The 21,448-nt window shown below is 70.2% G+C and carries 25 protein-coding genes; 20 read left to right on the forward strand and 5 right to left on the reverse strand.

The features are described 5' to 3' along the window. A partial coding sequence (locus tag GT755_RS39030) for a hypothetical protein (RefSeq protein ID WP_202611037.1) occupies positions 1-190 on the forward strand: 190 nt, incomplete at its 5' end. A gap of 310 nt (positions 191-500) precedes the next feature. Here GT755_RS39030 and GT755_RS37980 read toward each other — a convergent pair. Genes GT755_RS37980 through GT755_RS37995 form a run of 4 tightly spaced genes read right to left on the reverse strand, consistent with a single transcriptional unit; the run spans position 501 to position 4,120 of the window. Next, entirely contained in the window at positions 501-1,316 is an 816-nt protein-coding gene (locus GT755_RS37980) for a hypothetical protein (RefSeq protein ID WP_161484387.1), read from the reverse strand. Next, on the reverse strand, positions 1,313-2,254 hold the full coding sequence (locus tag GT755_RS37985) for a ParA family protein (protein ID WP_161484388.1): 942 nt from the start codon (positions 2,252-2,254) through the stop codon (positions 1,313-1,315). Before GT755_RS37985 ends, GT755_RS37980 begins: the two co-directional genes overlap by 4 nt. Positions 2,255-2,267: 13 nt before the next feature. Beyond that, positions 2,268-3,329: an alanine racemase gene (locus GT755_RS37990; RefSeq protein WP_328794760.1), complete on the reverse strand. Its 1,062-nt coding sequence runs from the start codon at positions 3,327-3,329 to the stop codon at positions 2,268-2,270. Positions 3,330-3,361: 32 nt separating this feature from the next. Then, complete coding sequence (locus tag GT755_RS37995) at positions 3,362-4,120, reverse strand: GntR family transcriptional regulator (protein ID WP_202611038.1); 759 nt, start codon at positions 4,118-4,120, stop codon at positions 3,362-3,364. A gap of 237 nt (positions 4,121-4,357) precedes the next feature. Here GT755_RS37995 and GT755_RS38000 point away from each other — a divergent pair, with 237 nt between their 5' ends. The 18 genes from GT755_RS38000 to GT755_RS38080 all read left to right on the forward strand — a co-directional run bounded on the left by GT755_RS38000 (position 4,358) and on the right by GT755_RS38080 (position 18,922). Then, the gene (locus tag GT755_RS38000) at positions 4,358-4,573 is read left to right on the forward strand and encodes a BldC family transcriptional regulator (RefSeq protein WP_161484409.1); all 216 of its coding nucleotides are present in this window, start codon (positions 4,358-4,360) and stop codon (positions 4,571-4,573) included. Further along, positions 4,570-5,577, forward strand: coding sequence for a conjugal transfer protein TraI (locus GT755_RS38005; protein WP_161484390.1), 1,008 nt, complete (start codon positions 4,570-4,572; stop codon positions 5,575-5,577). Before GT755_RS38000 ends, GT755_RS38005 begins: the two co-directional genes overlap by 4 nt. Then, entirely contained in the window at positions 5,574-5,999 is a 426-nt protein-coding gene (locus tag GT755_RS38010) for an SsgA family sporulation/cell division regulator (RefSeq protein ID WP_161484391.1), read from the forward strand. Before GT755_RS38005 ends, GT755_RS38010 begins: the two co-directional genes overlap by 4 nt. Further along, a complete protein-coding gene (locus GT755_RS38015; RefSeq protein ID WP_161484392.1) occupies positions 5,999-6,466 on the forward strand; it encodes an ATP-binding protein in 468 nt (155 codons plus the stop codon). The genes GT755_RS38010 and GT755_RS38015 overlap by 1 nt, the downstream gene beginning before the upstream one ends. Positions 6,467-6,485: 19 nt before the next feature. Then, positions 6,486-6,989 (forward strand): hypothetical protein, encoded by a 504-nt coding sequence (locus tag GT755_RS38020; protein ID WP_161484393.1) that lies wholly within the window; start codon positions 6,486-6,488, stop codon positions 6,987-6,989. Beyond that, positions 6,986-7,261: a hypothetical protein gene (locus tag GT755_RS38025; protein WP_161484394.1), complete on the forward strand. Its 276-nt coding sequence runs from the start codon at positions 6,986-6,988 to the stop codon at positions 7,259-7,261. The genes GT755_RS38020 and GT755_RS38025 overlap by 4 nt, the downstream gene beginning before the upstream one ends. A 127-nt stretch (positions 7,262-7,388) precedes the next feature. Then, complete coding sequence (locus GT755_RS38030) at positions 7,389-9,251, forward strand: hypothetical protein (RefSeq protein ID WP_161484395.1); 1,863 nt, start codon at positions 7,389-7,391, stop codon at positions 9,249-9,251. A gap of 11 nt (positions 9,252-9,262) precedes the next feature. Further along, complete coding sequence (locus GT755_RS38035) at positions 9,263-9,697, forward strand: hypothetical protein (RefSeq protein WP_161484396.1); 435 nt, start codon at positions 9,263-9,265, stop codon at positions 9,695-9,697. 34 nt (positions 9,698-9,731) lie between these two features. Continuing rightward, complete coding sequence (locus tag GT755_RS38040; protein ID WP_161484397.1) at positions 9,732-10,676, forward strand: hypothetical protein; 945 nt, start codon at positions 9,732-9,734, stop codon at positions 10,674-10,676. Beyond that, on the forward strand, positions 10,673-12,142 hold the full coding sequence (locus GT755_RS38045) for a transfer protein (protein ID WP_161484398.1): 1,470 nt from the start codon (positions 10,673-10,675) through the stop codon (positions 12,140-12,142). Before GT755_RS38040 ends, GT755_RS38045 begins: the two co-directional genes overlap by 4 nt. A 73-nt stretch (positions 12,143-12,215) precedes the next feature. Then, complete coding sequence (locus GT755_RS38050; RefSeq protein WP_161484399.1) at positions 12,216-12,407, forward strand: hypothetical protein; 192 nt, start codon at positions 12,216-12,218, stop codon at positions 12,405-12,407. 95 nt (positions 12,408-12,502) lie between these two features. Further along, positions 12,503-13,639: a Pycsar system effector family protein gene (locus GT755_RS38055; RefSeq protein ID WP_161484400.1), complete on the forward strand. Its 1,137-nt coding sequence runs from the start codon at positions 12,503-12,505 to the stop codon at positions 13,637-13,639. A 722-nt stretch (positions 13,640-14,361) separates the two neighbouring features. Then, entirely contained in the window at positions 14,362-15,549 is a 1,188-nt protein-coding gene (locus GT755_RS38060) for a hypothetical protein (protein WP_161484401.1), read from the forward strand. Beyond that, a complete protein-coding gene (locus tag GT755_RS39035) occupies positions 15,549-16,013 on the forward strand; it encodes a hypothetical protein (RefSeq protein WP_202611039.1) in 465 nt (154 codons plus the stop codon). Before GT755_RS38060 ends, GT755_RS39035 begins: the two co-directional genes overlap by 1 nt. A 48-nt stretch (positions 16,014-16,061) precedes the next feature. Further along, positions 16,062-16,802, forward strand: coding sequence for a hypothetical protein (locus GT755_RS38065; RefSeq protein ID WP_161484402.1), 741 nt, complete (start codon positions 16,062-16,064; stop codon positions 16,800-16,802). Between the two features lie 21 nt (positions 16,803-16,823). After that, a complete protein-coding gene (locus tag GT755_RS38070) occupies positions 16,824-17,243 on the forward strand; it encodes a hypothetical protein (RefSeq protein WP_161484403.1) in 420 nt (139 codons plus the stop codon). Positions 17,244-17,829: 586 nt separating this feature from the next. Then, the gene (locus GT755_RS38075; RefSeq protein WP_161484404.1) at positions 17,830-18,021 is read left to right on the forward strand and encodes a hypothetical protein; all 192 of its coding nucleotides are present in this window, start codon (positions 17,830-17,832) and stop codon (positions 18,019-18,021) included. A 49-nt stretch (positions 18,022-18,070) separates the two neighbouring features. Next, complete coding sequence (locus GT755_RS38080; RefSeq protein ID WP_161484405.1) at positions 18,071-18,922, forward strand: ATP synthase subunit B family protein; 852 nt, start codon at positions 18,071-18,073, stop codon at positions 18,920-18,922. Between the two features lie 199 nt (positions 18,923-19,121). Here the strand turns inward: GT755_RS38080 and GT755_RS38085 are convergent, their stop codons facing one another. Further along, positions 19,122-19,385 (reverse strand): DUF1883 domain-containing protein, encoded by a 264-nt coding sequence (locus GT755_RS38085; RefSeq protein WP_161484406.1) that lies wholly within the window; start codon positions 19,383-19,385, stop codon positions 19,122-19,124. Between the two features lie 218 nt (positions 19,386-19,603). Here GT755_RS38085 and GT755_RS38090 point away from each other — a divergent pair, with 218 nt between their 5' ends. Next, on the forward strand, positions 19,604-21,226 hold the full coding sequence (locus GT755_RS38090; RefSeq protein ID WP_161484407.1) for a pentapeptide repeat-containing protein: 1,623 nt from the start codon (positions 19,604-19,606) through the stop codon (positions 21,224-21,226). Positions 21,227-21,448 lie beyond the last annotated feature (222 nt).

Here is a 21,448-nt window from a genome sequence, read left to right on the forward strand (position 1 = left end):
CGACGAGCGCCTGGCCGTCGACGAGCGCCTGGCCGTCGACGAGCGCCTGGCCGTCGACGAGCGCCTGGCCGTCGACGAGCGCCTGGCCGTCGACGAGCGCCTGGCCGTCGACGAGCGCCTGGCCGTCGACGAGCGTAGTCGGACACTTTGCGGGACTTGCGGGACAGGTCTCGCGCGCGCCCGCGAGTAACGAAGAGCGTGGTTGGCCGACAACGTGAGTACGGTGTCCGCGTTCCGGATGGGACCACAGTGCGACCGCGTCCGGCTTCCCTGCGATGGCGAGCCGCCATACCGTGTGGCCATTCAAGGGTCTTCCCCTCGCAGCAACCGCGCTTTCGTAGTGGCGGCCGCCAGACGCCGGCGCGCTACGTAACTTCGCCAGCGGGGGCCCGGAAGCAAATTTTCTTTACGTCTATCAAGGCGCCCGCCAGCGGGCGCTGGCGTCCGCCTGGCCGGGCTGCGGCTCTTCGGCCGGTCCCGGCCGTGCGGCCGCCATGTCATCAGCTGCGCTCGGAACCCTTGCCCTTGACGCGCTTCTCTACCTCAGCGGCCATGGCGCGTAGCTCGGCCGCCAGGGCCCTGGCGTCGTCCGGGTCGGCAGCGGCAATGGCCTCGGTGTGCAGTCGTAGACGTCCGATCGCGGTACGGGCGCGCCGTGACTCGGTTCGCCAGAGCTGGACGGGAGGGACGGGCGCGGCGTCAGGCCCGAGGTTGTTCCCATCAAGGAAGGCATTGATCTGGCTGATTACCGCCTGCTGGTCGAACGGACCAGGCTTGAGCGCGCTGACGACGTCGTGCAGGAGAGCGGCAGTCACCTTGACGCCGTCCGTTTCCGCGAGGGTGGCGTATACCAACTCCGCGGCGTCCTGGCCGTGCTCGCTGGCCATGGGCAACAGCGCCCGAATCTGACGTTCGTTGATCTTGTCCCCCATGGGGGACATTGCGAGGCGTTCGGCCAGGGGCCACGCCTCGATCAGCCGGTAAGCCTGGGAGGTCTGCATGTCCCAGCGGTCGGAAACGTAGTCCTCGAACGTGGCGTACTCCTGGCGGTACAGCCGGGCCCGCCTGATGACGTCGAGGGCCTTGCCTGCTGCCCAGAACGCGCGGCGGAGTGCGTCCACGGCCTGTTCGCATACCGCCAGGTCGGCCCGCTCGTTGTCGTCGAGCTCGCCGGTTTCGCCACCTTCGTACGGCTCGGGGATGGAAGCCGCGGCGACAGTACCGGGAGCGCCTCCACGGCCTCGGCGGCGGAGCGCGCCCACCATGTCGCCTCCCATGGTGGGCACACCGAGATCCTTTTTCGATGCGGCGGTCATCGGGCGGCGTCCACGACCTTGGCGACGTCGCGGAACGCGGCGGCGTGCTCGCTGTTGGGGGCGTATGCGCTCACGGTCTGGCCGAACCGCCACGCCTCCGAGATTGGGATGCCGCGCGGCACCTGGGCCAGGATCGGCAGTCCTTCAGCCTCCAACTGCTTGAACGACGCCAGCACAGAGCGGGCAATGACGGTCTTGGGCTTGCCTTCTGCTCCGCGTTCGAGCATGGAGACCACCATGCCGTGAAGGGTGAGCGGCCGGCCAGGACGTAGGTCAAGGTCGACGGCCTCGACCTCGGCGAGAAGCAGGCGCATCGCCTTGACGGATGAGTCCTCAAGCTGGACGGGGATGACCGCGCCGTCAGATGCCTCCAGGGCGTTGACGGTGAGCAGGTCTAGGCTCGGGGGGCAGTCGATCAGGCAGTGGTCGTAACGGTCGGCCAGGCGGGCCAGCAGGCGAGAAAGGCGCTGTTCCCGGGCCTTGACCTGGTAGAGCTGTTCTGTCACCTGGAGCATGTCGAATGCGGTCGGAACGACGTCAACCACGCCGCCGGTATCGGTGATCGAGTGCGGTAGGACAATGCGGCCAGGGTCGTCAGGGAGGGCACCGAGCAAGGCCGCACCAAGGGGAGCGGGCGCGCCAGCCTCGGGGAGCTTCAACGCGTCGCTTAGGTGGCCTTGCGGGTCGAGGTCGACCAGGAGAACCCGAGCGCCCATCTCGGCCAGGGCGCCCCCCAGGTTGATGGTGGTCGTGGTCTTACCGACTCCGCCTTTTTGGTTGACGACGGCAGTAATGCGCATCCTCGCCTGGGGCTGGTGTGGTGCAGTCATGGCCGCACCGTAGCGTTCAGGTGTCACCCTCGCCACGGCACGAAACCGGGACCCGCCGTCGTATCTGGTAACAAATGCAAAAGCCCTGGCCAGCAGCCAGGGCTTCATGCCAGATCCCAGCTCAGAGATCCTTATTGACGTACCGGAAGGCGGGTTTGGGGTGCATCAGGAAGTCGTGGTGAGAGATGTTCCAGGCGTAGGCGCCCGCCATCAGGAACTCGACCGTGTCCCCGACTTCCAGGGCGATCGGCACACGGCGAGCCAAGGTGTCTTTTGGTGTGCAGAGCTGGCCCACGATAGTCACTGGCTCGCCAGGCTGGCCGATCATCATCGGCTGATCGTGGCCCTTGGTCGCTGGCGTACGGATGTGGTGAGTACCTCCGGCCACGATGGCGAACAGTTCGCCATGGACCCGCTTCACGTCGATGACTTGGGTCACGTACCGCCCGCAGTAGACGGTGAGAGACCGGCCAGGCTCAATCCGGATGGTCTCCCCCGGGCGACGCAGGGCGGCCAGGCCGGCACCGTACGTCTTCCAGTCGAACCGGCGGGACGGGTCGCTGTAGTCCACCGCCATCCCGCCGCCAATGTTGATCTCTGTCATGCCCAGCGATCGGGCGTAGTCCAACACCGCGCTGGCCACATCGAGCATCTGCTCAGCGCCCAAGCCGCTGGCGAGGTGGGCATGGATGCCGCGTAGGCGAAGCGACTCGTGGCCGGTGAGCAGATCCAAGCATTCGGCCACGCCCGCCGGGTCCATTCCGAAGGGCGTCGCCCCGCCGCCCATCGCGAGCGATGCCCCAGGAATGGGAATGTCGAGATTGACCCGCAGCAGGATATCCGCGTCGCTGCCGGCGGCAATCAGGCGTCGGATCTCGTTCGGGCTTTCGACGTGAAGTCGGTAGACCGTAGGAGCCAAGGCCAATTCGGAATCCGTTTTTCCGGGTCCACCGAACGCGATGCGGGCATTGGGGAACAGGTCCCTGACGTGGGCAACTTCGCCGCCTGAGGCCACTTCCAGGCCGTCGACGTACCGAACGAGCACCCGCAAGAGCTCTGGGTCTGGATTGGCTTTGACCGCGTAATACAGCTCGATGTCACCCAGCGCGGAACGGACCTCTCGAATGTGAGTGTCCAGATCCTCAAGGTCATAGACGAAAGCCGGGAAGTCGGCGCTCGACACGAGTGTGCGTCTCCGATCGTGAATGAGGTCTGTTAGGCCAGAGGGAACGTGGATTCGACTACAAGGTAGTGCGCGGGGGTCACGGTGGTCGTCACTTCGACGGCACGCCCGCTCTCGGTCCGGCCGATGTGGACCATGTCGATCACCGTGCGCTCCGGGCTGATCTCCAGATCGTCGATCTCGTGACCCTGCGGCGAGCGGATCGTGAAGCGCTCTGTTCCCTCGGTCTGTGGATAGCCAAGCTCGGCAAGCGCCGTCTTGACCCCGCCGACGATGACCGGTCCTTCCGCTTCCAGGACGGTGCCCGCCGCGATCTCCAGCGGGAACCAGCTGGCGTTCAGACGAACGGGGATTCCCGACGCGAGAAGCCGTCGGCGCCGAACCAGCGCGGATTCCTCCCCGGCATCAAGCCCGAGGATTTCGGCGATGTGCTGAGGAGGAATCGTCCTCTCCACCCTGATCTCGTGCTGAGGCTCCAGCCCGAGGGCCCGGATCTCGGCATCGAAAGCCCCCCGCGCGCCGCCGGCCTCGCGAGTGCTCCGCGCGTAGCGGGCGGCCGAATGCGTCATCGGCGGCAACCAGGTCACGATCGTCCCGCGACCCTGACGCGGCCGCACAAGGCCTTCAGCGGCCAGCACCTGCATCGCTCGATTGACCAAGCTCCGCGACGCATTGAACTCTGCGGCCAGCTCCGGCTCGGCCGGCAACGCTGTCCCCGTGGGGTAGGCCCCGCTCACGATCCCCTGACGAATGTGGTCAGCGATCTCGCGATAGCCCAGCTTGGGTGACATATCCATCCTCCTTGTCCGGTTTGTCCTGCGACACGACTAACGTTAATCGTTTGGCGACTCTTGACGTGACGCGACACAGCGGTCAACCTGAGAAAGGCGTCAAACGTTTAACGTTTCCCGCCAGCCTACTCGCCCAGCAAGACCGCCACAAAGAGGACGGCCCCAGCGCTGGATCAGAGCGCTGAGGCCGTGGACCAGGTCGCACGTCCCACGAAGGAGCCACGACCCGTGACCACTATGACGGATCACCCCGCTGAGCCCGAACTGGGCACCGAGCCCGTCTACACCACCGCCGAGGTTGCCCGAATGTTCCGGGTCGACCCCAAGACCGTGGCCCGCTGGGCCGCCGTCGGGGCGATCGCGAGCATCCGCACCCCCGGCGGCCAGCGCCGCTTCAAGCAGTCGGTCGTCCTGCACCTCATGGGGACCGGCAACGTGGCGGTGGCCCCATGACGACCACCACCCCCACTCCCGAGCCCGACGACGTCAACCGCGGCCTGGCCGAGCTGGAGCGCTACGTCGCTGCCCAGATCCCGACCACGGCTCCGGCCCCCGCCCCGGCCGCCGACGTCGAGCCGGAGGAACTGCTGCCCGCCGCGCCGTCCAAGCGCGTGCGTGCGCTGCGCGCCGAGGTCGAGGAGGCCCGCCAGCTGATCGAGCTCCAGGACGACGCCGCGCCTCTGCTGATCGACACCCCGAAGGTCCGCCGCCGCAGCAAGCAGGCTCGTGAGGCCGCGCGTCTGCACGCTCTGGCTCAGGACCCCACCATGCGCGCCTGGCAGGCCGCCCGGATGCGCAAGCTGCTGGTGATCGGCGCGATGATCTCGCTGACGCTGGCGCTGACCTGGTCCACCGCCGGTGTCCAGAAGTTCGCCGCCGCTGACGCCGACGCCTGGTCCCTGGGCTGGCTGTTCGCGTGGTTCGTCGAGCCGTTCCTGTCGATCGCGTTGCTGGTGGTCGTGGGTGCCAAGGCGTACATGGCCGCGCAGGGGCAGCCGCTGCGCTCCCGCGTCCTGGTGCGGATCGAAGTGCTGTTCCTGGGCCTGACCCTGGGCATGAACGCCTTCCCGTATCTGCCCGCTGTCGCCACCAAGTTCGACTTCCCCCAGCTGGTGCTGCACCTCTTGGGCCCGATCGTGGCGGTCGCCGTGGTGACCGCGCTCCCGCTCATCCTGGCCGGGTTCAACGAGCTCGACCACAGCCGCGGCGCCGATGACTCCGGGGCTGTACTCGGAGCTGTACTCGCAGGTGTACACCCCCGGAGTACAGGGGGAACGCGCACCGCCGGGGGCACCCGGCAGGACTACATCCAGGCCCTGACCGCCCGTGCCGAGCGCCTGATCGAGGCCGGCGAACTGCCGCCGGACGCCGGGGTCCACCGCATCCGCAAGGCCCTGGGATGCGGCACCCCCTACGCCACCGCCGTCCACCAGGTGCTGAGGGAGGAGCGGGCATGAAGGCGCCGCGCGAGTACACCCAGGGCATCACCTTGTGGCCGATCGACCGGCCCGACTACCCCATGGCCGTCGTGCTGGCCTACAAGGTCGCCGACCCCTACGCCGTGCAGCTGGCGTTCGTGGTGCCCGGCCAGGACACCCGGGTCTGGACGTTCTCCCGGGGCCTGCTGGCCGACGCCCTGTACGCGGCCGCCGGTGAGGGCGATGTGCGGATCGGCCCGCACGAGGACGAGGACGTGCAGGACTACCTGGTCATCTCGCTGGTCCGGGACGAGAACAGCCGCCGCTGGCCGGCGCAGTTCTACGTCACCCGCGAGGCGATCGAGAAGGCCGTCGACCGCATGTACGCGCTGGTCCCGATGGGCCGCGAGCACGTGGACGTCGACCAGGCGATCGACCGGATCCTGTCGGAGGTGTCGTGATGGCCGCCCCCGCTACCAGCCCGAACACCGCCGCTGTCCCGAACGCCGCTGTCCCGGGCGGGTCGACGCTGTCCACGCAGCGGTTCCCCGGCCAGGCCGAGCACGTCAGCGCCGCCCGCCGGTGGGCGCTGGAGCGTCTGCCCGCCGACTGCCCGCGCCGCGCCGACGTCGAGCTGGTGCTGTCGGAGCTGGTCACCAACGCCGTGCTGCACAGCGCCAGCGGTGCGCCCGGCGGCCTGGTCGAGGTGCGCATCGAGGTCGAGGCCGACGCGGTCGCGCTGACCGTCGTCGACCAGGGCGCCACGCTCACCCCGGCGCTGCGCGGCCCCGGCGAGTACGGCCGCGGCCTGGCCATCGTGACCGACCTGGCCGACGCCTACGAGGTCACCGGCAGCGCGACCAGCCGATGCACCTGGTGCCGCCTGGACTGGTCGCCGGTGCCCGCCCAGACCCGGTCCGAGTACTGAAGAAGAAAGGAAAGCCCTGATGAGTGAGTGGACCGGCGACAAGCTGGACAGCCCGGAAAGGGTCTCGGCTTTCGCGACCCAGCTGCGGCGGGTGCTGTCCGACCAGGCCGACTGGGTGGCGTCGATCCGCCGCGAGGCCGAGGCGATGTGGAAGAACAACCCGCCGGAAGAGTTCAGCACCTTCGAGGCGTGGTGGCGGCACCGGTGGGTGACCAGCCCGTTCGGCGAGATCCAGGAGCACCTGGAGGAAGCGGCCAAGCTGACGTTCGCGCTGGAGGCCCGCTACCGGCGCGGCCGCCACGAGATCCCCGCCCGCCGCCAGGCCGCCGCTGAGGCCCGCCAGGCCGCCCGGAGCGGGCGCATGGCCCCCCAGTTGGGACGCGACAGCCAGTCGCCCGGCCGGGCCGGTCACCAGCCGGCCCGGCCGGGCCCGGCCCGCTCGCCGCAGGACGCACCGGTCAACTTCATGGACCTGATCCGCAACGACCAGAACAGCCACAACGGTCGTAGGAGGCCCGCGTGAGCACGGGAACGATGCCCGCCCCGGTGCGCCGGCGGCTGGAGAACCTGGCCCGGTTCTGGCAGGCGCGAGTTGCGGCCGTCACCAACGACGCCGCCCTGGCCGCCGTCTGTTTCGACCGGGCCAAGGCTGCCGCCCGCCGCGCTCAGCGCGGCGGGAACGCGCGGGCGATGCACGAGCTGGCCGAGTTGCTGGCGACCTGGGCCGCTCAGCAGGAGCACGCCGAGGCGCTGCGCGAGAGCCGCCAGGCCGCCCGCCAGGGTTACGGGGCGTGATGTTCATGTTCATGTTCATCCGCCGGTTCCCGGCCCTCGCGGGGACCCAAGGCGCGACGCGCGTACGCGCGACGCGCGAGTGTGCCCGATCTGGTCACGCACTGTCAACCCCCGAGATGAGCCGATCATGAGCGACAACGACAACAACCAGGGTGGCGACGGCGGGTCGGTGCTGCCGTTCCCGGCCATGCCGCACGTCGTGCTGCCGGGGTCCATGGATGACACCGGCGATGACGCCCAGGGCGGCCGCCAGCACAGCGGCCCCGCCGCTGGCGGCCAGGAGGAGGGCGCCGGGGCCCTGACCGCTGAACTGCCGACCGTCCCCGGTCTGCCGGTGCTGGTGCCGCCGATGGAGCTGGCCGTGCCGGGCACGCCCGACCCCGGCCCGGACTACGCCGCCGTCTACGACGCCACGGGCGCGGAGGACGGCGCGCTGCTGCTGCCCGCCCCGGCAGACCCGGCCAACCCGACCGCGCGGGAGGCGGCCGCGCTGGCCATGGCGCTGGTGACGGCGCTGGGGGTGGCGGCCGCCCGGGGGATGTGGCAGCGAGGCCAGCACCGCCAGGCCCGCGCCGCCGGCGATAAGGCCGGGGGCGGCCGAGGCCGGAAGACCGAGCACGGCGGGTCGGGGCACGGCGGGGCCGGGCGCTCCAGCCGCCGGGGCGGAGGCGGGGACGGGCTGTCGTCGCTGCTGTCCCCGGCGGGTGACCGGTCCCGCCGCCGACGCAAGAACAAGGACCAGCGGCGGGGGATGGGGTGGGAGGACCACGAGAGCGGCCGCGACGCGCCCGACCGGCCGGGCGGTCGACGGGACCGTAAGGGCCCCAAGACGCCCAAGACGCCGAAGAGCCCGAAGGACCAGGTGGCGGGGCCGGAGGCGGGCGATTCCCGGGACCGGCGGCGTGGCAGGAACAAGGACGGCCGGGACAAGAAGCGTGGGTGGTTCGGCCGCTTCCGCAAGCGCCGGGCAGCCAAGCGCGGCCCGGCATCTCAGGCGCGGAAGGCCCGGCCGGTGGACGGTCCGGCCGTGATGCCCCGCCCGAAGACTCCGGAGCTGGAGTCCGGGCAGCGTCCGCAGCCGAACCGCCGGTCCCGGCGCCGCCGCGTGCTGTTCTGGCGGGCGCTCCGGGACGGCCAGGGCCGCCGCCGGTGGTCACGCGGGGAACGGTCGCGTCGGCGTCGGGAGCGCTCCGGGACGCGATGGGCGTGGGTCCGCTGGAGCACGATCCGCACCTGGTGGTTCAAGCGGTGGACCCGCCGCGGTGAACACACCGGTGAGCCGAACACGGGCCGCACCCACGGGTGGGAGCGGCACCACACCGGGTTCCAGCCGCCGCCGGGGTTTCAGTGGATGCGCCCGCCGCCAGGGCCCGGCCCGGAGGAGTGGACGGTCGAGCGCATCGACGTCGTCCCCCACCGGCCCGCAGACCCGGGGCCTGGCCGCCACCGAGCACCGGCCGTGGAGTTCGTGTCGCTGCCCGAGTTGGAGGCCGGGGACCCGGCCGGAGCTCCGCCGCCCAACCAGCACCAGGAGGAACCGACCGTGAGCATGCCCGTCCCGAGGAACGGCACTCTGCCGAACACCGTGCTGAACAACCTGCCGAACACCCAGTACGGGGACGCGGACCTGACCATCCACGACGTGATCGACGCGGACGCCGACATGGCGGTCGAGATCGCCGAAGGCGTGGTCGAGGCCCGCGCGACCGCCGATGGGTGTGAGCGGCTGGTGACCCGGCTGGAGGCCCTGCACGCCAAGATCGTCGAGCTTCGGGTGCCGGGCGTGCTGGAGGGGATGGTGCTGCTGCTCATGGACCAGGCCCTCAGCGTCAAGGCCAAGGCCGAGGCCATCGCCGAACAGCTGCCCGGCGCGGCCGAGGCCATCTCCGTGGCTGGGATGAACGCTGAGATCCGCCACAAGCCCTTGGCCGACGCGGTCCGCGACGCCGGCCACACCCGCCCAGCAGAGCGCGACTACCACAACGAGTAGGAGGAGGACCCATGAGCGAGCTGGACAGGACCGATGGAACGGGCGGCACGGTCGCCGCCGCCGGTGCCGGGGTTATGGACGTGGTGAGTTTCGGAATCGTCGTCATCCAGCTCGCTCTGGCCGGAGCCCGGCTGCGCGGGCTGAGCGGCCAGGTCCGCGCCACCTACCGCTACGTCGACGGGTGCTCGCGGCGGGTGGACCGGCTGGCCGACCAGATGGCCGGCCTGGAGGTCGACGCCGACACCGTCGGCGAGCACCACCAGGCCGCCGCGCTGATGCGGGCGGTGCTGGAAGAGGCCGACGCCCTGGCGGCCGCCACCGAGGACCTGTCCACCCTGTTCGACCAGACCGCCGCCGCCCACCAGAACGACTACGGCACGGTCGCCGATGCGGCCAGCAACATGATCGTCCCGATGGCCGACGCCTCGTTCTACAGCAACCGCTGACCACCCTGCTGACCCACCCCGAGAGGAGATGACCATGTCCCCGAAGACGCCCCCCACCCGCTCGAACCGGCCCGTCTCATCCGCCGGTCAGATGGCCGCCCTGCCGCCGTTCCCGGAGGACCTGACCCGGGCCATCCCGGCCTGGCCGGTGGTCGACCAGGCGCGCCGCCGCGTGGACACCGCCCGCAGCATCACCGGCCGCGTGGTCACCCTGGCCGGGGCCGCGGCGGCCGCTGTCGGGCTGTTCACGCCCGTCTGGACCGGTGTGAGCCTGGCCGCCGACGCCGCGCTCACCCTGACCGGCGTGGGCACGCTGCGGCTCTGGAAGCCCGAGGGCCAGCAGAAGGCGACCGCCACCGCGCTCTACCTGATGCCCGGCACGGGCCTTGCCGGGCTGCTCATCCTGGAGCGCCTGGTGCCCGGCATCCACTGGGGCGAGGCCCTCGCCCTGGCGGCCTGGACGACCGCCACGTGGGTGCTGCGTCCGGCCCGGCTGGCCCGCCACATGGTGGCCCCGCTCCCCGCGCCCCCGGAGCCGGTGGAGGTAGCGGTCGAGGAGCCCGGCCCGGAGCTGGACCCGCACCCGGTCGCGCGCTGGTGGGCCGACCGGGTCGCCATCGAGGGCGGGGCCGCCCCGGGCACTCTGCTGCGCGGGATCGAGGAGATCGGCGAATCGGCGCTGCGCGCGGTGATCTGTTCGGCCCGCGACGGCGAGCCGGTGCCGAATGTCTCCACCACCCGCCTGTCGGCCCTCATGGACGTCCCGGAGGACCAGATCACCATCACCGCCCTGCCCGGCCGGGGCACCTCGGTGAAGCGGCTGACGATCGGCACCCCCGACCAGGTCCAGCCCACCGACCCGGCGGAGATGTGGGCGCAGCGGATCGCGCCGGTGGCCATGCCCGGCACGGTGCTGATGAGTGTGCGGGTCGGCCGCCCAGCCCTGGACGACGACGCCGCTGAGGAGGAGAGCGAATGAGCGCCCTGACCTCCGCGCTGGCCGCCGGTGAGGTGGCCGAACTGATGGTGGAGGCCCCCGAAGGCCAGTCGCTTACCTACGACCTGGGGGCGCTGGCGCGAGCGCTGAAGATCGACGCGGGCCAGATCACGGTGGAGACCGACGGGCAGGGCCGGGCACTGATCACCATCTACCCGGGCCGGCCCCTGGCCACCATCCGCGCGGTCACCCTCAAGGACCTGACCATGGACGCCGACGGCCGGATCGTGGTCGGCCGCTACCACAACGGCCGCCCGGCCTACCGACGGCTGTTCGACCCACAGACCGGCTCCGCGCAACGGTTCCTGCTGTTCGGCACCACCGGGGCCGGCAAGTCCCGCGCGCTGCAACTCCAGCTGATCGCCGAGAAGCGCAACGGCATCGTCACGTGGCTGTGCGACCTCAAGGAAGGCCAGTCGGTGCCGGAGGCCCGGGGCCAGGTCGACTTCTACGGCACCACGCCAGAGGAGGCGATCCTGATGCTCCGGGCGGGGGTCGCGGTCGCCGAGGCCCGGATGCGCCGCTACAGCGCGATGGGCCGCAACGCCTTCACCCTCGGGGATGACCCGCTGCTGCACATCAACCTTGAGGAGGCCAACCGGCTGCTGGAGCGCGGCGCGCCCTACCGCAGTGAGGCCACCTACCTGGCCAAAGAGCTGAGTCGCACCGGCCGATCGGTCGGCGTCGGCCTTGGCCTGGCCGCCCAGGCCAGCCACCTGGAGGACCTCGGTGGCTCGGACACGCTGCGAGCGATGCTCAAGGAGGGTGAGGTCACGCTGCTGCGCTGGTCGTCATCCATGATGAGCCAGCTGGTCGGCGACGGGCTGCTGCCGCGTGGTGAGCAGCTCATCCCCATCGGCAAGTCGCTCGCTGGCCGCCCGCCCCTGCGCTCCCAGTTCGACCCGGTGGTCGAAGAGGACGCCGCGGCGCCGGGCACCCAGGGCATGGGTTACCTGCTGTCCAGCTCTCGCCCCACGACCCTCATGCGGCATTTCCGGATCGGGTCCATCGCGCCCCTGCCCGGCCTGGACCCCGAGATCCTCGCGCTGTACGGGGACGAGCCGCCCACCCGGCTGGAGGCCGCCTCCCATGAGGCCGCCGGCAAGGCCTACGCCGTCCGCGACGACCCCGAGGCCATGGCCGAGCTGTGCGAGGCCGTGCGCAACCCCAAGGCGTCAGCCCGAAGCGGGGGCGGGGGCGAGTGGTCCGACGACGAGGACGACGACACCCCGCCGCCGGTTCAGCACGCGGCGCTGCTGGAGGACCGCATCACCACTGTCCTGGCCGCCGCGCAGGAGCCCATGAACGCCGACGCGATCCTCGCGGCGATCAACGCCGACGGCGGCAAGGCGATTCGGATCGGCTCCGTCCGCAACGCCCTGGGGGCGCTGGCCGACGACGGCGCTGTCACCCGGACGGGACGCGGCCAGTACGCCCTGGCCCCTTGACCCGAGCACCACCCGAACCTTCCCGCAGTGGGTGGAGAACCACTGCGGGAACCCAACCGATCAAGGAGCGAACATGATCACGATCAACCGGCGGGCCCCGGTGGCCATCGCGTGGGCGGCCATCCGGTCGGCCCTGGGAGCGCTGGTGCGCTTCACGGCGGTGGCCGTTGTGCTGACCACCCCGGCCGCCACCCCCGAGGCCGCGACCCCGCCGAACGGCAGCACCCTCGCCCTGCACGCCAGCTCGATCACGCAGCCGAACTGACCACCCGCACGAAGGGCGCCATCAACGCGGACGTGTCTTGGCAGGCCAGCCCGCGCGATAGCGCCCCTCATCCCCATCAACTGGAGGTTTCCATCATGCACCAGACCATCCCCGCCGACCCCAGCGTCATCGTCGAGGCGTCCGGCTCGCCCTGCGACCACCGGTCGGTCGGCGTCATCATCCGCGACGACTTCGAACGGTTCCTGGTCTTCGACCGGGGCCGGGCCGGGGTCGCGTGCGTGGCCGGCCACGTCGACGAGCACGGTGACGGCGCGTGGGCCGCCCGCATCCAGGTCGGCGACCAGGTGGACCTGACCGTCACCGAACTGTCCCTGGTGGCCATGGGGTGGCGGCCTGACCGCTGCGACCGCACCCCCGGCCCGGACAACCCGGCCTATGACCCCAACCAGGTGGGTCACCAGTGGGAGATCTACCAGGCGCGGACGTCCAGTGACCTGGCCGTCGGCTCCGGTGAGGTCCGCAACGTCCGCTGGCTGACCGCCGCCGAGCTCGCGGGGCACGCGATCCGGACCTACCGCTACGCCGTGGGGGACATCCTCCAGCACGAGTTTGAGGCCCTGCCGGGGCTGGAGCCGGTGTGGGCGCTGTGGCTGGCCCGGCTCGGTGTCATCTACCTGGACCCGGAGGAGCTGGAGGCCATCGAGGACCTGATGGCCGAAGGCCGGCCCCGCCTGCCGGCGCGGTGGTGGTCGGCGCGTGAGCGCCTGGCTGACCTGGACGGCCACACCACCGTCGAGCTGGCGGGCGAGGTTGAGGCCGTGCGCGCCGATCTGGCCCGGGTCGACCACAAGGCCGCGCTGATGCTCACCTTCGCCGGGGGGACCTTCTCCGTGCTGGCCGCCTTGGCGGTCCTGGCGCAGCAGCTGGCCGCCCCGGCCCGGGTCGCGCTGGCGGTCGCGGTGGTGGCGCTGGTGGCCGCCACGACGGTCACGCTGCGGACGATCCGCCCCGTCCTGGCCGCACCGGCGGCCGGCACCTTCGGGCGGGTCATCACGGGGTTCATGGACCACGCCACCGCGGCCACCCCGGAGGAACTGCTGGAGCGGCTCGGGCGCGACCCTGAAGACCGGCAGGTCCGGGAGATCTGGTGCCTGTCCCAGATCGCCAAGGCCAAGTACCGGCGCCTGGCGCTGGCCCTGAACCTGACGCTGGCGGGCCTGGCGGCCGTCATCGTCGCCGTGGTCCTGGCCGTCCTGCAGATTGGCGCCTGACCCGTGCTGACCTGTTCCTCTACGCCCGCGCTCTCCACGGTTCCGGCCGTGGGGGGTGCGGGCTGTCGGCTGTCTGAAGGCGTTTCGTCGTGTCGGCCGAGCGCTGCCGGCGCGCGACGCAACCTCGCCGACGTCGTCATTCGACGTAAGGCCGGAGGGTCTGTACACCTCCACGCCATGATCCAGAGGTTCGCCGTCACCACCAGCATCCTGCTTAAACCCGCGTCACCGTGCCGGTGTGTCAGCCTCGCGGTGCGCCCCGTGATCGTGGAAGGATGCGGCGTTGAATACCCGGAACCTAAACCCCGGAGACGCCCAGGACAAAAAGAGAACGCCCCCCGTGGCGGTGGGAGGCGTTTCTACAACTTCATACACATTACGCTCTCGCGATCTTTCCCCCAGCTCGATGGTTTGACGGCCTCGGCGAGCTGGTGGAGCAGTACCGCGCGTTCTCACGTCTGGAGACGACCATAGCAGTCGGCCAGGCGGTTAGCCCAGCACGCCCTGACGACACGCCGACAGGGCGGGCAACCGCTACCCAAGACATTTCCCGGCGCGCTCCCGGCGCGCCCGCGTGGGCTTCCCCACGCAAACAGACGATCTTTCGCGCCCTACCTGACGGGTCGCGCCGCGCCGCCTCACAGGCCGCTTGGATCCGCGCGGTCCAGGCGCACCCCGCTGTCGAGCAGCTGCGTCCGCATGCCCGCCGGAACCTGATGCGCGTGGTGTGGGTGCTGGCCCGGCACGCCGACTGGACCGAGCTAGTCACCCGCCCGACGTGGGCGCTACTGATCGAGCGCACCGGCTTGGCCCGCTCGACCATGGCGGCCTGGCTGGCGTGGCTGCGCCGGGTCGGACTGCTGGGCACTGTCACCCCGGGCACCACCCCGCGCTACCGCAAGGGAACCGCGTGCGGCCTGCTGGACGACGGGCGCGGCAACGAATCGGCCGAATACGTCCTGGCCGTCCCGGCCCCGCCCGGCCCCGCCTCCGCCCCGCCCCCCGCGCCGGCCCCTGTGGATAAAACTTGGACCCCCTCATCTCCTCCGCAGGAGGAGATGAACTCACGCCCAACGCGAGCGCATGCGCGTACGCGCGAGACCGCGCCCGAAACGCCCGATTCTCCCGACACCGGCCGATGGTGGCCACGCACCGTCACGCCGGCGACACGACGAGACCAGCTCTCAGCAGCCGAACGGGCACGCCGGGAGGATGTGACGCTGCGGCGTCTGTCGGCCCGACACCTCCGTAGCCTGCTCAGGCCCGTTTTCGCCGAAGGCGGGACCCTGGCCGACGCGCTGTACTTTGTAAATCACCGTGCCGACGGCACCCTGTGGCCGTTCGCCGGATCGCCCCGCTACCTGCCCGGATGGATCCGCTACCGGCTGGCCGAGTGGTTCGACCACGACGGCCACTTGCGTGAGGGCCTTCAGCTCCCCAGCGCGGCCGATGCGGCCCGGACCGCGCAGCTGCGGGCCACGCAGGAGCGGGCCCGCCGGGAGTATCAGGCCGGCATCGCTCAGGAGAGGGACGTCACCGGCCAGGTGATGCGCGCCCGCACGATTCTGGCCGACAACCCCGAGACCGCCCGCGGCCTGGCCCGCCACCAGACGGCCCTGGCCCGCCGCGCCCGCCGCGCCGCCACCCTCGCGGGCGCCGGTCAGGCCGGGCCGGGTTCCGTCGCGGCGGCCGAGGCCCTCGCGACGAAACCCGCCCTGCGGCTGGTCGAGAGCGAGGACGTCTTCCGCCGCGAGGTCGTCGACCGCCACGCGCTGCCAACCACCCGCTGGGCCAGCGAGCCGGAATGGGACTACGCCCCCGACGACCCCGACGCCGTGGCCGCAGAGCTGGCCTGGCTCATCTCCGTGACCCGCCCGACTACCCCCGACGACGCTCCGGACGGTGCCTGATGACCACCTCACCCACCCCGGCCGCCCAGGCCCGCCAGTGCCCGGTGTGCCGAGCCTCCATCACCGCGGCCACCACCGGACGGCCCGCCCGCTACTGCGGCACCCCGTGCCGCCAGGCCGCCCACCGCGCCCGGCGCCGGGCCGCCGAGGCCGCCCGCGCCGTGGACTGGACCCGCCAGCGCCTGGCCGCCGACCTGGACCGCATCCGTCAGCTCACCGACAAGCTGGCCGCCGCCGGCACCGCCGCCCTGGAGTCCGCCGCCCTCAATGAAGACTCCGTCGACGGGCAGGCGCTCCCCGGGATCGCCACCGGCTGGGAAACCGGCCTGGCCGACCTGGCCCGCCACGCCGCCCGGGTCCTGCACGGCATCGAGAGCGCGGCCCGTGAACACGGCCGCCACGTGGCCGACTACCGCCACGCCGCCCGCCAAGGCGGTCTCACCGACCCCGAATCCCAGAGCTGATGTCAAGGAATCCTTGACGTCTCATATTTGTCATGGAAATCTTGACGCATGCAGAGCGATGACACCCCCGACGCCGCCCGCCATGACTCGCCCGCCGCGCTGGTCCGGCTCGCCCTGGCCCTGCGGGCGCGTGAGCTGGCCGAGGCCGCTGGAGGTCTGGTGAGCGCCCCCGCCGGAGCGCCGGGAGAACTGGCCGCCGACGCGGCCAGGATCGCCGCCGACGCCCGGCAGGTCCTGGAGCTCGCGGTGACGGTCGAACGGGCGCAGAGCACCACCTGGGAGGCCCTGGGATACGCGCTGGGAGGGATCAGCCGCCAGGCCGCCCAAGACCGCTACGGCACGGCCGTCAACCGGTGGAGCGAGCGGGCCCTGCACGCCTGGCTGGTCCCGGCCCGGCTGGCCGACCTCGACATCGACGACCCCGACAAGGCCATCGGGCGCCTCACCCAGTGGGCGCAGCGCCAGGCCACCGAGACCGGCCCCGGTCCGGCTGACGACCCCGTCGGCGCGGTCCTGCCGCTCACCGACACGGCCCGAACGCTCACCGCCGTCCTGGACGCGGGCCGGTTGATCCGCGCCAGACAGGACGCGATGTGGGCCCGGCAGGCCGACGGCCCTAACGAGCGGGCCGACCGCCAGGCCGTGGCCGAACTGGCCGAGCTCGAACTGGGCTACACCCGCCGCAAGGTCGAGCTCTATGAGCGCATGACCGCCCAGGGCGACCGCGAGGCCCCTCTCCTGCTGGCCGAGGCCCGCGCCCGCCTAGCCGAACTCCAAGCCCAGAGATAACAACCCGAAAGGACCCTGACCGTGACCGACTCCACCAGCCCCCGCCCCGGCGGCATCACCCCGGGCAACCTGATCGACTCAACCGGCCGCCGTGCCGAGCGCATCACGCCCGGCAACGCGCTCCAGATCATGGACATCTACCACCCGAGGACGGGCGAGTTCTTTCGCCAGATCGTCATGCGCGGCACCCCTGAGCAGGTCCGCGCGTACGGGATGCGGGAGTTCTACCACCCCAGCCAGCACGAATGGCACCGCCTGACCGTGGCCGCCAACCTGGCCCTGGCCACCCGGGAGGGCAAGCTCGCCCACATCGGCGAGTGCGGCCTGTGCGTGGTCGATGAGGAGATCGCCGGCTACCTGCCCGACGACACCGAGGAGGACCTGGCCGACTTCATCGCGGCCTCGCACTACGCCGCCCAGCCCGACAAGTACACCGACTAGAAGTGCCCGGGACCGCTGGTATCGGCCCCGGGCACCATCGAAGGATCTCAGATCAGCAGGGCCCCGGCGCCGACATGGTGCCGGGGCCCGCGCGTTCCCGGGGAACCGGCTATGCAACAACCGTGAGTCTTCCTCCGCGGCGTGGGAGCTGCCGGCGAGGGAGAAGTCCTCGGAAAGGGAGAAGCCCGCCGTTGGCGCGGCGGGCCTCAAATAGGTCATTTCGATACATCTCGCGTGGAAGGGTGGGAAGCCCCCTGCATGCTGAAGGACCGGACGGTTGTTGCCTTGTGGCAATGCAACTCCCTTTGTACGGGGATAAAACGGACATCAGGAGTGCTTTGTTCAGAAATGAACACCGCTGAACGCGCGGAAACGCTTGGAAACACTTGCGAACATTCGTAAACGTCTAGAACCCCAGGTGAGCGCGCGAAAGACGGAGATCGGTCTAGACCGTCTTCACTCGCCCTCGGCCCCGCAAGGGAATGCGCCATCATTAGATCCAACGCCTGGATCTGACCCTGTTGGCGCAGACAGATCCGAGATGACGGGCGTGTCAGGTCATTCGATTCTGAGTGAAAGGTCCCTCATGTTCTCCCTGCGTTTCCGTTTTCCCGGGCTTCGCGCCTGGCTGATCGTCATCGTGGTCATCTTCACGATGACGCTGCTCCACCTCGGGTACGAGCCGGAGATGGCGCTGATGGTCGTCGGCGGCGCCATCACGATTGCCATCAGCGCGATCAAGCGGCTCGACGCGTCCTCCTCGTCGAGGAGGGCCTAGCTCTTCGATGAGCAACTCATATGAGCATTCCGCGTCTAGCAACCGTCGGTTGCAGCGCGCCCTCACAACCGGTGTCGGACTGGACGACGAACTCATGCGTTTCCAGCTCACCGTTGAGGCCGCTCGGAGGAGGGTGACGGAGGCGCATGACGTGTACCACAGAGCCGTGGCCACGTGTGAGATGAGGCGCGGCGTGATGAACCAGGCCTCTGAGGCGCTCGGTCGCCAGCGGGAGCTTCTTCACTCCATGACCGAGAAGGCTCTTCACGAAGCTGTCTCGGAAAAGGACCTCCACGAAGCGGCCCAGATCTGCATGAGTCTGGAAGAAGCGGTGGATGCCCGCGCGCGGGAGGCTGAGGTGACGGAGAACGAACGCCTCCAAAAGAGGGCTGCCTACCGTCAGGTCGTTGAGCAGTACGAGGCTGCCCAAGCGGATCTCCAGCGCCTGGAACGGCGAGCGCAGGAACTCAAGAATCCAGGCCTGAGGCGGCAAGCCAGCCCGAGGCGGCAGGCGAGCGGTGCCCCGCCCGCTCGCCCGTTCGGCCCCGTCGAGGACGTCCCTGGATACGACCTGAAGCCTGACCCGTTGCAGGCCACTGATCCTGTCGAGTTCATCGAACTGATGAAGCAGTACCGGATCTGGTCCGGCGAATCGAGCTACCGCGAGCTGGCGCACCGGTCCCGCAGGGCATTCGCCGCGAGCACTCTCTGCAAGGCCCTGAAGGGCAGGAACCTGCCGCCGGGTCCGCTGGTGGAGAACTTCATCTGGGCCTGCTCAGGCTCGAAGGAAGACGTGCAGGTGTGGATGACGGCCTGGCGTTGTCTTCGGATGAAGCATTGCTCGGCTTCCCGGGATGTTCTTGCTCCGGTTACCCCGATCGTGGTCAAGCGAACCGGGTAGCGGGCCGTCTCGATCAGCAGCAGGGCCCCGGCGCAGTCAGAGCGCCGGGGCCTTTCCGTTACTGAGCCAGGCGGGGAGAACCACGGAGCAAGATGGATGATCAGGGGCCCTGATCTCTTCCGCGCCCCTTTCGTCGCGCGCCGCGGCGAGCGCCGGCGCGCGACGAATCTCAGCGACGGCCGGATCCCCAGCGCCATGGTCAGTCGAAGATCTGAGCCACCCTGACCTTGACCCTCCGGCCGTTGCTGTCGATGACCAGATACCAATAGCCGTCGTAGGGCACCTCCAGCTCGACCGGGCTGACGTCGTAGAAGCCGCCGTAGTACTCGTAGGCGTCACCGTCCAGGTAAGCCTGGTACTCGTCATCGTCCATCAGGCAGACCCGGGCGGCCGAGCCGCGCAGCTCCACCTCAAAGCAGGCGCCACCGGCCACAGACCCGAGGTCGAAGTAGAGATGGTCCACAACCCATTAGAACTATCGGCGCTTCCGACAGGAAGCCCAAGGCGAGGGGGCAGGATGCCAGGGGGTAGCCGGCGATGCTGGTCTCCGCATCGGTTCGATGACGTTGAACTAGGCCCGGCGGGTGGGCGGCTGGAATGAGAGACATGCCGTTACCGCGCCCGTTCCGCCGTCGCACTTCCCGTAAGCCAGCCGCGCCCGCGTTCCTCCCGCCTCCGGCGATGAGGCCGCCGGGGGCGGCGTTCTGGTGGATCTCCCTCGCAGTTCTCCTGGTCGGCGGTGCGGTCGGCGGCACCATGTGGTGGCTACTGGCCGACCTGGCCGCCCAGGCACCTCCGGCTCCTTCCGCGCTGGGGCAGCCTGCGGCGGGGAGCGCCCGCGGTGAGATGCTACGCACCGCCCTGGCCGCCGGCGCGGCCGTGGGTGCGGGCATCACCCTGGCTCTGGCCTTCCGCCGCCAGCACCACCAAGAGCTCAGCGCCGCCCACACCACCCACGACGCCACCGAACGCCGCGTCACTGACCTGTACACCAAAGCCGCCGAACAACTCGGCCACGACAAAGCCGCCGTCCGCCTGGCTGGCCTGTACGCCCTAGAGCGCCTGGCCCAGGACAACCCCGCCCACCGGCAGACCATCGTCAACGTCATCTGCGCCTACCTGCGCATGCCCTACACCCCACCCCCACCACCCGACCCAGACCAGGAACGCAAACAAGCCCTGCGACAGGCCATCGAAACCGCCCTGCTCATAGTCCCCGCCCCCGACACCCCGGACGCCGGCACCGACCCCGAGGGCGAACGCCAGGTCCGCCTCACCGCGCAAACGATCCTGGCCGACCACCTCCGCGACATCCGCACCCCCGACGACCGCAAAGCTCGACGTCCCGCCAGCCCCCGTTACTGGAAAGACATGCGCCTCGACCTGACCGGGGCCACCCTCATGGACTTCGACTTCCGCTCCGGTTGCGTCGCAGGAGTCAAGTTCGACGGGACAACCTTCACCGGGAACACCGTGTTCGACGAGGCGACCTTCACCGGCCCCGCCTGGTTCGGCGGGGCGACCTTCACCGGGCCCGCCCGCTTTATGGCAGCGACCTTCACCAGGTCCGCCTGGTTCAGCGCGGCGACCTTCACCAGGCACGCCACGTTCAACAGGGCGAACTTCACCGGGCCCGTCTGGTTCGACGGGGCGACCTTCACCGGGCCCGCCCGGTTCAGCGGGGTGACCTTCACCGGAGACGCCGGGTTCGGCGGGGTGACCTTCACCGGGGACACCATGTTCGGCGGGGTGACCTTCACCGAAGACGCCCGGTTCGTTGAGGCGAACTTCACCGGGCCCGCCTGGTTCGACGGGGCGACCTTCACCAAGGGCGCCGAGTTTCACCGGGCGACCTTCACCAGGACTTCCGAGTTTGACAAGGCCACCTTCACCGGGCCCGCCCGGTTCGACGGGGTGACCTTCACCGGGGACGCCCGGTTCGTTAAGGCGAACTTCCACGAACCCCGGTTCGTTAAGGCGAACTTCCACGAACTCGCCTACTTCAGCGGGGCGAACTTCACCGGGGACGCCGTGTTCAACGAGGCGACTTTCACCGAGTATGCGGTGTTCGACGAGGCGAACTTCACCGGGAACGCGGCGTTCGACAGGGCGGACTTCGCCGGGAGCGCCATAAGCGCCACGTTCACCGGGGCGACCTTCACCGGGGTCGCCGGCTTTGTGGGGGCGACCTTCACGGGGAAGGCTGAGTTCGACGGGGCGACTTTCACCACGCCTCCAGTGTGGCCGGCGGGCTGGTGGCTGGTGGTTGACGGGCCGGAGGCGCGTCTGGTGAAAGCATCGTAGATGATCTTCCAGCATAACTAGGCTTATGATGGAAGATCACAAGGGTGATTCATCACCTAATAACCGAATTGGGTGAACGGTCATTGAGCCCCATCGGACGGATTTCCCGTGCCCTCCTCCTCCCGGCAACGACGCACCCAGTAGGCGAGGTTGTGCCGGGTGGCCAGGGTGTCAGGGTGTTCGGCGCCCGAGACGCGTTCGATGATGGGCAGCAGCGCGGCG

The organism is Herbidospora solisilvae, from assembly GCF_009901565.1.
Classification (GTDB): Bacteria; Actinomycetota; Actinomycetes; order Streptosporangiales; family Streptosporangiaceae; genus Herbidospora; species Herbidospora solisilvae.